The sequence below is a fragment of the Streptomyces sp. NPDC001606 genome (assembly GCF_053596835.1).
This window is the reverse complement of record NZ_JBSFHC010000001.1, coordinates 120771-135127: the sequence shown is the minus strand read 5'-3', so window position 1 is coordinate 135127 and position 14357 is coordinate 120771. Positions and strand designations below refer to the sequence as shown.

The 14357-nt window shown below is 70.6% G+C and carries 13 protein-coding genes and 2 pseudogenes; 8 read left to right on the top strand and 7 right to left on the bottom strand.

The features are described 5' to 3' along the window. Window positions 1-33: 33 nt before the first annotated feature. The 3 genes and pseudogenes from ACWCV9_RS00670 to ACWCV9_RS00660 all read right to left on the bottom strand — a co-directional run. Window positions 34-138 (bottom strand): annotated as a pseudogene (locus ACWCV9_RS00670) (IS5/IS1182 family transposase); the annotation flags it as partial. A 222-nt stretch (window positions 139-360) separates the two neighbouring features. Further along, complete coding sequence (locus ACWCV9_RS00665; RefSeq protein WP_450783407.1) at window positions 361-1482, bottom strand: tryptophan 7-halogenase; 1122 nt, start codon at window positions 1480-1482, stop codon at window positions 361-363. Further along, window positions 1479-3422 (bottom strand): LodA/GoxA family CTQ-dependent oxidase, encoded by a 1944-nt coding sequence (locus ACWCV9_RS00660; protein ID WP_450783405.1) that lies wholly within the window; start codon window positions 3420-3422, stop codon window positions 1479-1481. Before ACWCV9_RS00660 ends, ACWCV9_RS00665 begins: the two co-directional genes overlap by 4 nt. A gap of 392 nt (window positions 3423-3814) precedes the next feature. Between ACWCV9_RS00660 and ACWCV9_RS00655 the strand changes: the two genes are divergently transcribed. Further along, window positions 3815-4792 carry an L-threonylcarbamoyladenylate synthase gene (locus ACWCV9_RS00655; protein WP_450783404.1) on the top strand — a complete coding sequence of 326 codons (978 nt, stop codon included), beginning with the start codon at window positions 3815-3817 and terminating at the stop codon, window positions 4790-4792. A 353-nt stretch (window positions 4793-5145) separates the two neighbouring features. Here the strand turns inward: ACWCV9_RS00655 and ACWCV9_RS00650 are convergent, their stop codons facing one another. The 3 genes from ACWCV9_RS00650 to ACWCV9_RS00640 form a co-directional block, all read right to left on the bottom strand. After that, a complete protein-coding gene (locus ACWCV9_RS00650; RefSeq protein WP_450783402.1) occupies window positions 5146-6444 on the bottom strand; it encodes an MFS transporter in 1299 nt (432 codons plus the stop codon). Continuing rightward, window positions 6441-6980: an ArsR/SmtB family transcription factor gene (locus tag ACWCV9_RS00645; RefSeq protein ID WP_385842773.1), complete on the bottom strand. Its 540-nt coding sequence runs from the start codon at window positions 6978-6980 to the stop codon at window positions 6441-6443. Before ACWCV9_RS00645 ends, ACWCV9_RS00650 begins: the two co-directional genes overlap by 4 nt. Before the next feature lie 315 nt (window positions 6981-7295). Continuing rightward, window positions 7296-8003, bottom strand: coding sequence for a VC0807 family protein (locus tag ACWCV9_RS00640; RefSeq protein WP_450783401.1), 708 nt, complete (start codon window positions 8001-8003; stop codon window positions 7296-7298). A gap of 680 nt (window positions 8004-8683) precedes the next feature. On the opposite strand from ACWCV9_RS00640, the pseudogene ACWCV9_RS00635 reads away from it, so the two are divergent. The 3 genes and pseudogenes from ACWCV9_RS00635 to ACWCV9_RS00625 form a co-directional block, all read left to right on the top strand. Continuing rightward, window positions 8684-8878: pseudogene (locus tag ACWCV9_RS00635) on the top strand (DUF3117 domain-containing protein); the annotation flags it as partial. Beyond that, entirely contained in the window at window positions 8873-9073 is a 201-nt protein-coding gene (locus ACWCV9_RS00630) for a DUF3117 domain-containing protein (RefSeq protein ID WP_450784212.1), read from the top strand. The pseudogene ACWCV9_RS00635 and the gene ACWCV9_RS00630, both read left to right, overlap by 6 nt. 38 nt (window positions 9074-9111) lie before the next feature. Next, window positions 9112-10005, top strand: a complete 894-nt coding sequence (locus ACWCV9_RS00625; RefSeq protein WP_450783400.1) for an aminoglycoside phosphotransferase family protein — start codon at window positions 9112-9114, stop codon at window positions 10003-10005. A gap of 50 nt (window positions 10006-10055) precedes the next feature. Here ACWCV9_RS00625 and ACWCV9_RS00620 read toward each other — a convergent pair whose 3' ends face one another. Further along, window positions 10056-11027 carry an SDR family NAD(P)-dependent oxidoreductase gene (locus tag ACWCV9_RS00620; protein ID WP_450783399.1) on the bottom strand — a complete coding sequence of 324 codons (972 nt, stop codon included), beginning with the start codon at window positions 11025-11027 and terminating at the stop codon, window positions 10056-10058. Between the two features lie 55 nt (window positions 11028-11082). Here ACWCV9_RS00620 and ACWCV9_RS00615 point away from each other — a divergent pair, with 55 nt between their 5' ends. From ACWCV9_RS00615 to ACWCV9_RS00600, 4 genes are all read left to right on the top strand, one after another. Then, on the top strand, window positions 11083-11505 hold the full coding sequence (locus ACWCV9_RS00615) for a MerR family transcriptional regulator (RefSeq protein WP_450783398.1): 423 nt from the start codon (window positions 11083-11085) through the stop codon (window positions 11503-11505). 164 nt (window positions 11506-11669) lie between these two features. Beyond that, entirely contained in the window at window positions 11670-12467 is a 798-nt protein-coding gene (locus ACWCV9_RS00610; protein WP_450783397.1) for a CPBP family intramembrane glutamic endopeptidase, read from the top strand. A 12-nt stretch (window positions 12468-12479) separates the two neighbouring features. Beyond that, on the top strand, window positions 12480-13757 hold the full coding sequence (locus ACWCV9_RS00605) for a sensor domain-containing protein (RefSeq protein WP_450783396.1): 1278 nt from the start codon (window positions 12480-12482) through the stop codon (window positions 13755-13757). After that, window positions 13709-14353 (top strand): response regulator, encoded by a 645-nt coding sequence (locus ACWCV9_RS00600; protein WP_450783395.1) that lies wholly within the window; start codon window positions 13709-13711, stop codon window positions 14351-14353. The genes ACWCV9_RS00605 and ACWCV9_RS00600 overlap by 49 nt, the downstream gene beginning before the upstream one ends. Window positions 14354-14357 lie beyond the last annotated feature (4 nt).

Sequence of the window (14357 nt, the reverse complement as noted above, 5' to 3'; positions counted from 1 at the left end):
GCGCCTAGACATGAAGGATCCGCTCGCCGGGCAGGCGCGGGTGACGGTCCCGTGGAAGACGTACGCCCGTTTGCCGAAGCGTGCGGCCACGGCCTGGAAGATCTTCAACGCGTTGATAGTCCGCTCCACTTCGTTCCTCGAGCTGCTCGGTCAGTTCGCGGGCGCCCGCGGCGTCCAGGACACGGCGGATCGTCTCCGGGGCGACCCGGCGGCGGCGGACGCGGCCTTGGCGGCGGCGCCTTCGCCGTATGAACTGCGGAATCAGGCTCATTCAGAGGACGCGAGTGCCCGTGGCCCCCCAGATGGACGAGGTAGGCGGCGCCGCCTGTGCGAAGCATGTCGTACGCCAGGGCCGCCCGGTCAGGCGGGAGGCACGAGGACCTGTCGGCGTCGCCAGAAAGGACTGGTGGGCCAGCGTCGCTCCCAGGAGTGGACGGCGCGGTGGCCGAGCAGATAGGCGTCGAAGGTCTCCTGGAGCTGCGCGGTGTAGCGGGCCAGGGCGTGCGGCTCGCCGTCGAGGTGCGCGTGCACCGTCCGGCCGGCGCAGGTACCGGTGTAGAGCGCGGTGAGGACGCCCTGGGAGGAGACCGGGTCGTACGCGGCCGCCGCGTCGCCGACGGCAATCCACCCGTCGCCGACCGCCGGGTCCAGCCGAGCGGTGTGGGCGGCGCAGCGCAGCGGCAGGTGGCCGGGACGGGGCGGCCGGTCTACGGCGCGCGCGGCGGTGTGCACGGTGGCGGCGAGCCGGCTGAGGAAGACCTCGGGGGTGGTGAGGCCGGCCGGGGTGAGATCGGTGTCGGTGAAGAAGGTGACAAGGCGGCCGGTGGGGTGGCACGGGGCGGTGTACCACCATCCGTCGGCTGCGGACTCGACCAGGGACAGGTGCTCGGTGTCCCGCGGGTCGTCGGCGAGTTGGAGGTGGACGGCGAGGAGCCGGTCGTAGCGGTGGCGCAGGGCTCCGCAGCGCACGGCGACGCGGGCGCGCCGGCCGGTGGCGTCGACCAGCCACCGGCAGTGCAGCGTCCGGTGTACGCCGGCGGCCGTCAGTGTCACCCGCCAGCCGCCGTCGGGATCGCGTGCGGGGTGTCCCACGGTGGTGTGCTCGGCGACCTGGGCGCCGTGGGCCAGGGCACGGGAACGGAGCAGGCGGTCGAAGGCGGGCCGGTCAAGGTGCCAGCCGTGACCGTGGGGGTCGTTGATGAAGTGGACCTGCTGCGGATCGGACGAACCCCAGGCGGAGACAGTGCCCTGGCACACACGGTGGTCGCGGTCCAGTGTGCCGGGGTCGACACCGAGGTCGCGCAGCAGCATCCGGGCGGCAGGCACGAGGGACTCACCCGTTTTCGGCGGCCCGGTGCCCGCATCGGCGAGCAGGACACTGCGCCCGGCGGCGGCCAGGGTGATGGCCGCGGCGGCACCGGAGGGACCGCCGCCGGCGATCACCGCTTCGTAGTACCTGCCGTCGGCGGGTACGGCGGTCACCTGCTCTCCCGGAACGGGTCGACCTTGTCGACGTAGCCGGCCGAGATCTCCTCCTCCTCGAAGCGCGTCCTGCGAACGACCTCCCGCGTGACCCGCTCGGCCGCGCTGGGCGCCGCGGGTGCGACGGGGCCGGCTTCGGGAACGTGGACGTTGACCAGGTTCCGGCGGTCGCTGACCGGCGGGAAGGCGGGGGTGGACTCCACCAGGATGCTGACGGGGAACTTGTTGTCCTTGGCGGTGTACGTGTGCGTCTCGACGATGCCGAACCCGGCCCACCCCTTGACCATGTCGTGGTACGCCTGGGGCTTTGCCGGATGGAGGAAGCGCAGCCAGACCGCGCGACGGGCGAAGGCCTGCTGCCGCTCGTCGTCGCTGTTGCCGGGGTCGTTGACGGTGTCGAAGTCCTCCTGCTTCAGGACGTGGTTGGGCACCCGGGCGGGCCAGAAGGTCGGCAGGTACGGGCTGTAGCGGGGGCCGATATTGGCCGCGAGTTCGTAGCCCGAGCGGCAGCTCGCCGTGTCGGTCTGCCAGGGCAGCCCCATCCAGCGGGTCAGGTCGCCCGGTCCCTGGGCGTGCAGCGGGCCGTTGGACGCCAGCGCCTTGTCGGGCGTCAGCAGGGCGCCGTAGTCCGGATCCTGGCCGTCGGTGCGGTGCAGGATGCGGAAGGGCTCCTGGTACAACGTGCGGTGGCGGATGGGCCAGGTGACCTCGCAGCCCGGGTGGAAGGCGTCGGCGAGGCAGGATTCCAGCATCGCCCGGTCGAGGAGCCCGGGCTGTAGGGCGACGGGCGCTTGGTCGAGGTCGGGGTGCGGAGTGTAGGGCGTGGTGTCGAAGTCTCCGTTCACCCACATTTGCAGGAGCGCGTCCTGGGTCGGGGTGATCACGTTGTGCTGGCGCACCGAGCTGGGGTGGGTGGACATGGCGTCGCCGTACAACCACGGCCAGGGCAGGGGGGACATGCCGTCCCGGTCGTAGTTGCGCATGTGGTAGTAGACGCGCTGGCGGAGGTCCTGGTACTGGGGTTTGTTGCTGCCGAGCGTGGCCAGGGCCTGGGGGGAGGCGAAGTCGTTGGCGGCGCCCCAGCCGTACTCGGCCGCGAAGCCCTCGTTGACCCACTGGAGGCCGGTGAACCGCAACAGCAGAGGTTTGATGTGCTCGTCGAAGGTCACCGGGTCGGGCAGGGGGATCTCCTGGTTCCTGACGAACAGGTCGTACAGCAGGTCGTAGAGCGTCACGATGCCTCTGACGTCCGGCGCATAGTTCGGCGGCGCGACCACCACCCAGGCCGGTGCCGCCGTGTAGACCTGGTCCCCGATCGTGACCTCGGCGGTGACCGGACCGTCAGAAGTGTCGTCGTACCAGCCGTCGTTGTTGCCGAACGAGGTGAGCTCGGTCGGGGGATCGGTGAAGGAGGCGGAGGTCCCCCGGCCACCCAGCACCTTGAGCCTGCCCGCCTCGTCGGTCCGCAACTCGCCCAGGTACACACCGACACCGTTGACGGCCCCCTCGAAGGGCTTGCCGATCTGACCGAGGCCGGAGATCGACTGTGCGGGCGGGGTGTTCTTCAGGCGGCTTCGATCGGCTGTGGCGGCGTTGCGACGCCCGAACTGGGCGACCGGCAGGTTCCGGGCCTCGGGGATGTCCAGTGCGAGGGAGAAGGCGTACCAGGCCGCCTTCTTGTTCGCGAGCGAGACGGTCCACGTCACGCCGGCGCCGTCGTCCCCGTGCTTGATCTCCCGCAGGACATTGCCGTCGGAGTCGTACCCGTACACGCGGAACCGGGCCGCCTGCCTCTTGATCGCGGAGACGCTGTCCTTCGAGAAGCCAGGCTCCCTCGGCGGCTCGTCCGGGCTCTCGGGGCCGAGGAACACCCCCTCGCCGTTGCCGACCCGCGCGATACCGATCGCGGGATGGATCTTCACATACGCGATGTCCGACATGGGTGCGCTCCAGCTGATCTTGCAGAACCACCGGCAAACCGCCGCACCGGGCACCACGCCTCACGGGCAACCGGGCCTGGCCCGGAACCGCCGGTGGCTTGGATGGGAAAGGCGCCCCGGGCACAAGGCGGACAGCATCTGCACACAGGGGACGCGAGAACGGACACAAGGCCTCGGAGGCGCTCGCCCACACCGAAAGAGTGTGAGGAAGACCACTCACCACGATAGGCAGGTCTGCGGCCCGGCCGCACATCGGGGATCACCCCCTGGCCCGGCGGCTTGCGGGTGCGTGCGCCCGCGTCGGATGCGTGGTTGCGGCATGGCCGGGTGCGGTGGGTGACCGGTCGGGTGCAGGTTCAGGGCTGCCCGGTGACGCACCTAGGATTGCGAGGGTGACGGCAAGAAGCAGTGACATCGAGAAGGCAGCCGGCGTGCTGCGCGCAGGCGGCCTGGTAGCTCTCCCGACCGAGACCGTGTACGGACTGGGCGCCAACGCCGAGGACCCCGCCGCTGTCTCGCGCATCTTCCAGGTCAAGGGGCGGCCGCCTTCCCACCCGCTGATCGTCCACATCGGCGGGGCGGAGCACCTGGACGACTGGGTCCAGGGCGTACCTGCCACGGCCCGCCTGCTGGCCGAACACTTCTGGCCGGGCCCCCTCACGCTGGTCCTGCGGCGTGGTCGCCGGGTGCCCCTCGAAGCGACCGGTGGCTTGGAGACGGTGGCCGTGCGCGTGCCCGACCACCCCGTGGCACTCGAGCTGCTGTCGGCCTTCGGCGGGGGTGTCACGGCCCCGTCCGCCAACCGCTTCGGCTCGGTGAGCCCCACGACCGCGGACCATGTCCGTGCGGAGCTGGGTGACGCCGTCGACTTCGTGCTGGACGGCGGCCCCTGCGAGGTCGGTGTCGAGTCGACCATCGTCGACGCCACGGGCGAGGTCCCGGCCATCCTGCGGCCCGGCGGGGTGACGCGCGAGGATCTCGAAGCGGTGCTGGGGCGCCCGCTCGCGGTCCCTGCGACGAGTCGGGTCCGGGTGCCGGGCCAGCATCCGTCGCACTACGCACCGGACGCGCGGGTCGTCCTGGTCGAGCCGGAGAAGGTCGTCGCCGAGGCGGAGCTGGCGCAGGAGCTGGGACACCGGGTGGGCGTCTTTCTTCCCGCGTCCTTCGCCGACGCTGAGGTGAAGGCGCACGCGGTGGTGCACGTCCCCCGCTCGATGGCCGCCTATGCGCGGGGGCTGTACGGGTATCTGCGGGAACTCGACCAGCAGGGGTGCGACCTCATCGTCGCGTCCCTGCCGGTGGAGGAAGGGCTGGGACTGGCGATCGCCAACCGGCTCCGGCGCGCCGCAGGTCCCCGGCCCACCGTCTGACCAGCGCCGACGCCGTTCCTTAGTGCTCCCGGATGCGGAGGCCTGGCGGATGCGTGGCGGATTCGGCCGAGCTTCCGCCGGTCCGACAGGCCGGCACAGCTGCGCCCGCCTTGCCCCGCGCCGGCGAGCCCGGACGGCGGCCGCCACCCAGCAGGGAGACGCCGTCCAGCTGGCGGAGCTGCGGGTGATGGCCCGACGGCGCGGGGTCGCCTTCGAGGACCTACTCCTGCGGAGCCTGAGCGGAAACCTCGCAGCCGCCACCCGATGGGCTGCAATGACTAAGGGGCGCACGCACCTTCCCCGTTTCCGGGTGACCCTGGGGCCGTCTGGGTTCAGCACTGGCTCGACGACCTCTACGGGCCCTGCACGGCACGCTCCTGAGCAGGACCCCGGGATTCCGGTTGGTCTTGATCACCGGCCGGAGCGGCGGCACGCAGCGCCGCCTCGACCCGGCGGTTGCTGGTCATGGTCGCGGTGACGATGGTCATGGTGAGGAGGAGGCCGGCGGCGGTGTAGAGCGGGGTACGCACGTCGTAGGTGGTGGCCAGCCAGCCGCTGAGGAAGGCGCCGAACGGGGCGGCGCACATGGCGAGCATGCGGGAGGTGGAGGCGACCCGGCCCATCAGGTGGGCGGGAACGATCGCCTGCCGGAGGGACGGGCCGAGCACCATCGTGGCGCCCATGCCCGCGCCGCAGACGGCGAGCGCGAGGCCGGCGACGTACGGGTCCGGGGCGGCGGCAAGACCCAGGACGGCGAGTCCCTCGACTGCGGCCGTGCAGGTCAGCGCGGTGCCGGTGCCGAGTCGCCGGCCGAGGAAGGAGGCGATGCCTGCGCCGAGCAGCCCGCCGGTGGCCTCCGCCGTGAGGAGCAGGCCGAAGCCGAAGGTGTGGATGCCGAGACGATCGTGCGCGAAGAGGGCGAGTACGGTTTCCACGGCGAGGAAGGCGATGTTCCCGACCGCCGGACGCAGCGCGAGCCCGAGGAGCAACTGGTCCCGGAAGACGTACGAGGCTCCGGCCCGCGCCTGCCGCAGCAGCGACTCACGGGCGGCCTGCGGTACGGGCCGGGGCGCAGCGGGCAGCGACCGTACGAGCAGTGCGGAGAGCGCGAACGAGACCGCGTCGGCGAGCAGCGGAACGGACCGCCCGATCGCGAGCAGGGCACTGCCGGCGGGCGGCCCGGCGAACCCGGAGGCGGCGGTCTGGGAGCCGCGCAGGCGGGAGTTGGCGCGTTCCAGGAGCGCGGGGTCGCGGCCGAGTAGATCCGGTAGGTAGGCCGTGGCGGCGGTGTCGAAGAAGAGTCCGCCGAGGCCGAGGAGGAAGGCGACGGCCGCGAGCAGGGGAATGCTCAGCACGTCCAGCCCGGCCGCTGCCGCGGGTATCGCGAGCAGCACCGCACGCGCCGCGTCCGTGACCCACATCGTGCGCCGACGGTCCCAGCGGTCCACCAGCGCACCACCGAGCACCCCGAAGAGCAGCCACGGCAGCGTTCCGGCGGCCGTGACGACGGCGAGCGCCAGCGGGTCCCGCGTCAACGTCAAGGCGAGCAGCGGCAGCGCGGCATGCGACACCCCGTCACCGAGGGAGGACACCGTCTGCGCAGTCCACAGCCGTCCGAACCCGGTCGGCAGCTTCCGAAGGGCTGAAGTCACTTGTCGTCCCCTTCGGTCTGTCCGCCCGATGCGGGGTGGAACAGTGCGAAGACGAGCGACGCGTCCGGCAGCGACGGATCGGACAGCTCCCGGTACTCGTCCGCCAGTGCCTCCAGCCGTGCCCCCAGCTCCGCGAACTGCTCGTCGGTGAGCCGCAGATGCGCCATCCGCACATACCGCTCGCCGTCCACCGGGGCTGCCTCCAGGTCGGCCACCGCATGCCGCATCAGCACATCCGGGCCTCCCTCACCCGGATCCGGCAGCACGATCGCCCGCGCGGCCATGGCGTAGTACCGCTCGGTGACACCCCGGACCTTCCGCGTTCGTACGACCTTCACCAGGCCGGCCCGTTCGAGCAGCCGTACGTGGTAGCTGGAACTGCCCTTCGCAAGGCCCACGCGCTCGGCGATCTGCGTGATCGTCGCGGGCTCGAAGCGGAGCACGGCCATGATCCGGTGACGCGTGAGGTTGGAAACGGCGCGTAGCTGCTCGTCAGTGGTGACGTGAAACGTCTCGGGAAGGTCATCGGTAGGCATGGACCCCAATGGTCAACGCTTCTTGACCATTGCGCAAGGGAGTTTTGCTTTCCGGCTTCCCGGATCGGCTGTCGAGCAGGTGAGGCTGTCGCTCCAACTCCCGCTCCAGCAGCGGTTCTTGTGTCTCGCTGAGCTTCGGTCGGACCGGCGAGCCCTCCGACAGCACCCTGGCCCGGCCGCGATCGCGGCCGGGCCAGGGGCACCATTCCACCGACCGCGCGCTCATCCGCAGGGAGGGCGGCGATCTTCTTGTTCGTCTCACCACCCTCGCGGTGGTCAGGGTTGTGTGTCGCGGCAGCTCAACAGGTGCTGGGCTCAGACGGAATGGTCGACGCCCGCTGTTGCGGTGGCCTGGGCTGCTGCGGTTGCGGCGCGGCCGCGGGCGCTCGCCCGCCGGGCGTAGGTCATCGTCCAGTAGACCAGCACGCCGATCACGACGTACGGCAGGAAACTGTTGACGGTCACCATCTGGCTGTGGGACAGCCGGTACACAAGCACGATCCGCAGCACCGCCTCCACGATGAACGCCAAGCCCCAGACGATCGTGAGATTGCGCTGCACTCGCCGGAACCCCGGGTACTGCCACATGCCGTTCCACCAGTCGATCATCTGCGGAGTGCCGTCCGTGGCGAACTTGCGGCCGAAGTAGAACATCAGCGGGCGCGGCGCGGCCAGCGTGGCCAGGTACACCACGCCGACCAGACCGGTCACGAAGGAGTCCTTGGCCAGCAGCAGCCGCGGGTCGTCGGGTCCGATGAACGAGATGACGAGGGTGAGCGCCACGAAAAGCAGTGAGACGATGGCGAATTCGTCGATCCGCCGGTGCCAGGCGAGGTAGATCACGATGTCCAGCACCGGGCCGAGACCGGAGACGAGGATGGCGGTGGACTCGCTGTAGCCGTGGTCGTGCAACTGGTTGTAGATGAGGATGGGTGCGACCACGTTGAGAGCGATGGTGAGGAACCAGCCGACAGCGGCGGTCGACCGCTTTCGGGCAGGAGGCTGCGAAGTAGCACTGGACATGCGTTTTCCCCCGAGGAATGAATGGTGCAGAAGGCACGTGCAGAGGCGGCCGGCGTGATCCGGCGGACGTCTGAACCGCGCACATTCTTGCCGATCTTGGACTGTGATGGCTAGTACGAAGCGGGTGCTCGAAGCTTGCCGGGACCCATGCACCTGCGCCCCGGCGGCCTCTTGGTCTTCGACCACGGCGTCCACGGCGTCATTCCCGCCCGAATCCAGACAGTCGAGCCTCCGCACCGCCTGTCCTGGCGGTGGTCCCAAGGCGCCGCAGGCGAGGAACCGGACGACTCGAACACGCCCTGCGGCGACCTGCCGAGCCTGGCCATCAGGTCGGCTCACCGGGCCAGGGTCGTCCGGTCGACACCGGGTGCGGGGAGGTGGAGGATGGGGGAGCGGCGCCTTACCCATCAGTCCGGCGTCACAGTCGTACATCCCGTTGTCGCTGGAGGGACAGTCCCGGACAGCTGGCGCGGTGACTTGCCCCCGTGTTCCGCGGCGCCCTCCACGCATCGCGAGGGAGGACACCCACCATGGCCCGGTGCATCTGGCGCAACGCCGTCATCTCGCTCGTCGCCTCATCGTTCGTCCTGGGGAGCATGGTGGTCCTGGCGCCTGCCGCCACCGCGGCACCCGGTGCGGGGACGTGCACAGTCAAGACCGAGGGCAACGGGAGGCAGGCGCTGACCCTCAACGGCGGTGGATTCTCTCAGCCGCGCGCCGCTATCAGGCCGCGCACGGGCGACGGCCCGCTGGAGGTCACCAAGGAGGGATCGGGCTTCGTGATGCGCCTACCGCTTGAAGGCGGCGGTCGGTTCGTGCTCGTACTGACCCCGGAGGAGGCCAGTGCGCTCACCGACGGGCTCCAGCAACTGGTCCACACCGGTAAATCCACTGCGTGCTTCAGCGCCAGGATCAGGCCGCGTACGGGCGACGGCCCACTGGAGGTCACCCAGGAGGGGCAGATCATCGTCATGCGCATACCGGTCGAAGGCGGCGGTCGGGTCGTGTTCGAACTGAGCCCGGCCGACGCCGGTGCCCTCACCGACGTCCTCCACAACGTCGTTGGCTGATGTCATTGGTCGGGCGTGCCCCAGTACTGTGGCTTTGCATGACCGACTCCGAGATCGAGATCACCGCCGACCTGGTCCGCGACCTGCTGACGGAGCAGCATCCGGACCTTGCGGGGCTCGCCATCCGCGAGGTGGCGGGCGGCTGGGGCAACCAAATGTGGCGTCTCGGGGACGAGTTGGCCGTGCGCATGCAGCGCATGGACCCCACCCCGGAGTTCCAGCTCAAGGAGCGGCGGTGGCTGCCCGTGCTGGCCCCGCGCCTGCCGCTCCCGGTGCCGACCCCGGTGCGGTTCGGTGAACCGTCCGCGCGCTTCCCCAAGCACTGGACCGTGATGACGTGGGTTCCCGGCGAGCCGCTGGACTGCTCTGCGATCAGTCGCGGCGACCACGCGGCCGGCACCCTGGCGGGCTTCCTCACGGCACTCCACGTGGAGGCACCCGCTGACGCGCCGATCAGTGAAGACCGCGGCGGCCACCTCAAGCAGTGCACGGACGGCTTCGACCACTTCTTCCACGCCGTCGTCCCCGACGACCTCGCCGACGATGTCCGAGCCGTCTGGGATGACGCCGTCGCGGCGCCCGAGTGGGAGGGGCCGCCGGTGTGGGTACATGGCGACCTGCATCCGGCGAATGTCGTCGTCTCGGACGGGATGCTCTCGGGCGTGATCGATTTCGGTTCCCTGTTCGCCGGCGATCCGGCGTGGGACCTCGCCGCCGCATGGGTCATCCTCCCCTCAGGCGCGACCTCACGCTTCTTCGATGTGTACGCGCAGGCGGACGAGGGGACGATCCGGCGCGCCCGCGGGCTGGCCGCCCTGAAGAGCCTGTTCCTCATGCTGATGGGCCAGAACGGGGACCAAGGCCTTCCTGGCGGCAAGCCGACGTGGGGACCCGCAGGCCGGGCAGCGCTCGACCGTGTTCTGAGAGGCTGATGTGGGGGCTGACTGGAGACGCGGAACGCGACACCGGGCCGGAGACCCGGCTAGCGCGTGACCGGGGTAGCGCCGGTCGCCGCGACGGACAATCCCCACAGCCGTGCCGCTGCCTCCGGGTCGATGGCGTAGGCGCGGACGCCGCCGTCGTCCATGGGTGCGGCGGGGGCGGCAACGCGGGCGACGTCGCAGTCCTCGAGGTAGAGGCCGCCTCGGTTGCCGAGGAGCGGGGAGGTGGCGGCCCACAGGCCGGTGGCGGCGCCCTGGGAGGGTGTCTTGAAGTCGGCGCCGATCACGTTGCCGTGCTCGTCCACCCATCCACGTTCGATCTGTTCCTGGAGAGTCATGTCTCGCTGGAGCCCGGTGATGATCTTGCCCGGGTGGAGAGCGAACGTCCGGACGCCGTCGTCGCGTCCGAGGGCGTCGAGCTGCACGGCGAACAGGGCGTTGGCGGTCTTCGCCTGACCGTAGGCCAGCCACTTGTCGTAGCCGGTGCAAAAGTGCGGGTCGTGCCAGCGGATGTCGGTCAAGGCGTGCCCGGCGGAGCTGTTGACGACGACCCGCGCACCGTCGGCGGCGGCCAGGAGAGGGTAGAGCTCGCAGGCGAGGGTGAAGTGTCCGAAGTGGTTGATGGCGAGCTGGCCTTCCCAGCCGGGCCCGACGCGTTGCTCAGGGGTGGCCATGACGCCTGCGACGGCCATGAGCAAGTCGAGTTTGCTGAGGGAGTCATTGATGTGTGCGGCGGCGGCGCGCACGCTGGCGAGGTCCGCCAGGTCCATGGGGATGACGTCGCAGCCGTCCACGTCTGCGAGAGCGGCGCGGGCGAGGCCGGGCCGGCGTGCCGGAACGATGACCTGGGCCCCGGCGGCAGCCAGGCCTCGGGTGGTTTCCAGGCCGAGTCCGGAGTAGCCCCCGGTCACGACGGCGGTGGCGCCGGACAGGTCGAGGCCGGCGAGGACGTCCTCGGCGGTGCTGGTGGCGGAGAAGGGCGAGCCGAGCGGCTGCTGATCACTGATGGTCATGCCGACGACGCTAGAATCTAGAGCGTGGTCTAGATCAAGTCCTAGGCTGGGCGGCATGGCGACTGTCGAAACCCGTGCGGAGCAACTGAGCATCGGCGAGGTGGCCGAGCGGACCGGCCTCAGTGTGCATGCATTGCGCTTCTACGAGCGTGAAGGGCTGCTCGTCGGACCGGTCCAGCGCACCGCGGGCGGCCGGCGGCGGTACACCACCGCCGATGTCGACTGGCTGCTGATCTGCGTCAAACTGCGTGAATCCGGCATGCCGCTGGCCGACCTCAAACGGTTCGCCGAGCTGGTACGGCATGGCCCGGGCAATGAGGCGGAACGGCTGGAGCTCCTCGACGCACATCAGCAGCGCGTCGAGGCGCAGATCCAGGCGCTGGAGGAGTGCCGTTCTGTCATCGCCTGGAAGGTCGGCGTCTACGCCGAACACCTTGCCCGCGGCGAGGCGGGCGGGCTCTGGGACCCGACGGTCTGACCACATGCCCCGGGGTGGCACTCGTTCAGGCCGTCGAAGAGCGGGCCGGTCGGCTCCGGGGCTCCGCTTCCCCTGTCGATGCGGTGAAAGGGTGTACCTAAGTACACGGTCTTCGGTATCCAGCTACAGTCCGCGGCGCATGGCAGCCCGGCATCGTGAAGGTCATGCGGACGACAAGAACGATGCGAACGGCCGGGACGACGCGACAGGGTGAGGGCCCGACCGTACGGACAGCGGTCTATCTGACGGTGGCCTTCCTGGCGGCCGGAGCGCTGGGGGCACTGCAACCGGCGACGGGGATCCCTCCCGAGGTGGTGCAACTCACCCAGTTCGGCCCGGCGCTGGCGGTGGCGCTGGCGGCTCTGCTGTGGCCGGCAGGCACCCGGGCGCTGGTCTCCGGGCCCCGGACACGGTTGACCTCCGCCTGGCCTCTGCTCGCCTCGCCCTTTCTGATCATCCTGCTGTCGGCGGGCCCCTACGCCCTGCTCACGGGCGCGCCCCACGCCACCGACCCGCGCACACTGCACCACTCCTTCCTGCTCATAGCCGTGGCGCAACTCCTCGGAGCGTGCGGTGAGGAGATCGGCTGGCGCTGCTACCTACAGCCGTTGCTGCGCACCAGGTTCAGCGCGCTGACCGCGTCGGCCACGGTCGGCGTGGTGTGGGGGCTGTGGCACGTCCAGGTACTGACCGAGGCCCCGGCGTACGCGGCGGGTTTCCTGCTCGCCACGATCGCGATGTCCATCGTCCTGGGCCTGGCCCTGGAGGCGACGGGCGGCATGGCCCGGCTGCTCCTGGCAGGTACCTTCCACGCCCTGGTGAACCTCGGGATGCTCCTGTTCATGGACGAGGAGACGGGCCGTACGGCGCCGATGGTGCTCTTCGGGGTAGCGTGCGCGCTGGTGGCGGGGGCATGGGTGTTCGGCAGCAGGGCGCTGACGGTCCCCGCGGCGGTGGAATGAGGAGGCGGGGGCGTGCGGGTGACGTGGTCCTGGCGCGACGAGGCGGTCGCGCTGGGCCGATGCCAACTGACGGGGTTGTCGGGTTTCGAGGTGGCCGGCGCCGGGCTGCTGGTGGGCCTCGCCCTGCTGCTCGTGCCGGTGGGCCTCGGCCTCCGGCTGCTGCCGCCCTCCGCCGCCTGCCTGCGCCGCGTCGCCGACCGTCACCGCACGCGCACCGTCCACTGGAGCGGCCGCCCCCTCAGCCCGCCCGAACCCCTGCCCGACCGCGGCCCGGTACATCGCACCGGTGCCGCGATCCTCGGCGACGACGGCTTCTGGCGCGATCTGCGGTGGGCCTGGCTCGAGCCGTTGACGGGCGGTCCGCTCGCCTCCGTGCCGCCGACACTGATTGGGTACGGGGCGTTCGGCGCCCTGGTCCAGCCGCTTATCTGGCGGCAGTTGGGCGACGGCAACTGGTACGCCTTCATACCGGTCACCTCGACGCCGACGGCGCTGGCGGCACTGCTGCTGGGCCTGGCCTTCGCAGCAGCCGGCCTGCGCCTTTCGGTTCCCGTCCTGGCCCTGCACGGCCGTCTGAGCCGCCGTCTGCTCTCCGCGCCGCGTACGACCGAGTTGGCACGGCGGGTGGCGCGGCTCACCGACAACAGGGCCACCGTCCTGGATGCGCACGCGGCGGAGATCACCCGTATCGAACGCGATCTGCACGACGGTGCGCAAGCACGCCTGGTCGCTCTCGGGCTGACCCTGGATCAGGCGACCGGCCTGCTCGACACCGACCCGGCGACCGCCCGTGCCCTGCTCCTGGACGTCCGTGCCGCCTCCGAACGCGCCCTCCAGGATCTGCGCGACCTGGTGCACGGCATCCACCCGCCGGTCCTCACCGACCGGGGCCTCACCGACGCCGTGCGCTCCATGGCCCTGGACAGCCACCTGGACGTGGACGTGTCCGCGAGCCCGCCCCTGCCACGCCTGCCCGCTCCGGTCGAAGCGGCAGCCTACTTCGCGGTTTCTGAGCTCCTCGCCAATGCGGCCAAGCACGCGGAGGCCACGAGGGTGCGTATCATCCTGGCGCACGACACCACCCACCTGCGCGTCACGGTCATGGACGACGGCCGGGGCGGTGCGGACCCCGCCGGTGGCAGCGGACTGGCCGGAGTACGACGGCGGTTGGATATCTTCGACGGCGTGCTCGCCCTGCACAGCCCGCCGGGTGGTCCGACCACCGCGACCCTGGAGATACCGTGCGCGTCGTCCTCGCCGAAGACCTCTTCCTCCTCCGCGACGGCCTGACACGCATCCTGCACGAACACGGCTGCGAGATCGTCGCCTCGGTGGACAACGGTCCCGAACTGCTGAGAGCCCTCACGGAACGCGAGTTGGACGTCGCGTTGATCGACGTACGCCTGCCACCGACCCATACGGACGAGGGCTTGAAGGCGGCGCTGGAAGCCCGCCGTGTCCGCCCCGGCCTCCCGGTGCTGATCCTCTCCCAGTACCTCGACCAGCTCTACGCCCACGAGCTGCTCTCCTCGGGAGAGGGCGCCGTCGGCTACCTCCTCAAGGACCGCGTCACCCACACCACCACCTTCCTCGACGCCCTGCGCACCGTCGCCGCCGGCGGCACGGTCATGGACCCCACCGTGATCGCCAAGCTTCTGTCCCGCAGCGAGAAACGCGGCCGCATCGACTCACTGACCCCGCGCGAACACGAGGTCCTCGCCGGCATGGCCGAGGGACACTCCAACACCTCCATCGCCCACACCCTCCACATCAGCGAGAGCGCCGTGGCGAAGCACATAGCAGCGATCTTCGGAAAGCTCCGCCTGGATCCCTCTCCGGAGGTGAACCGCAGAGTGCTGGCGGTGCTGGCATACCTGAAGAGCTGAACGC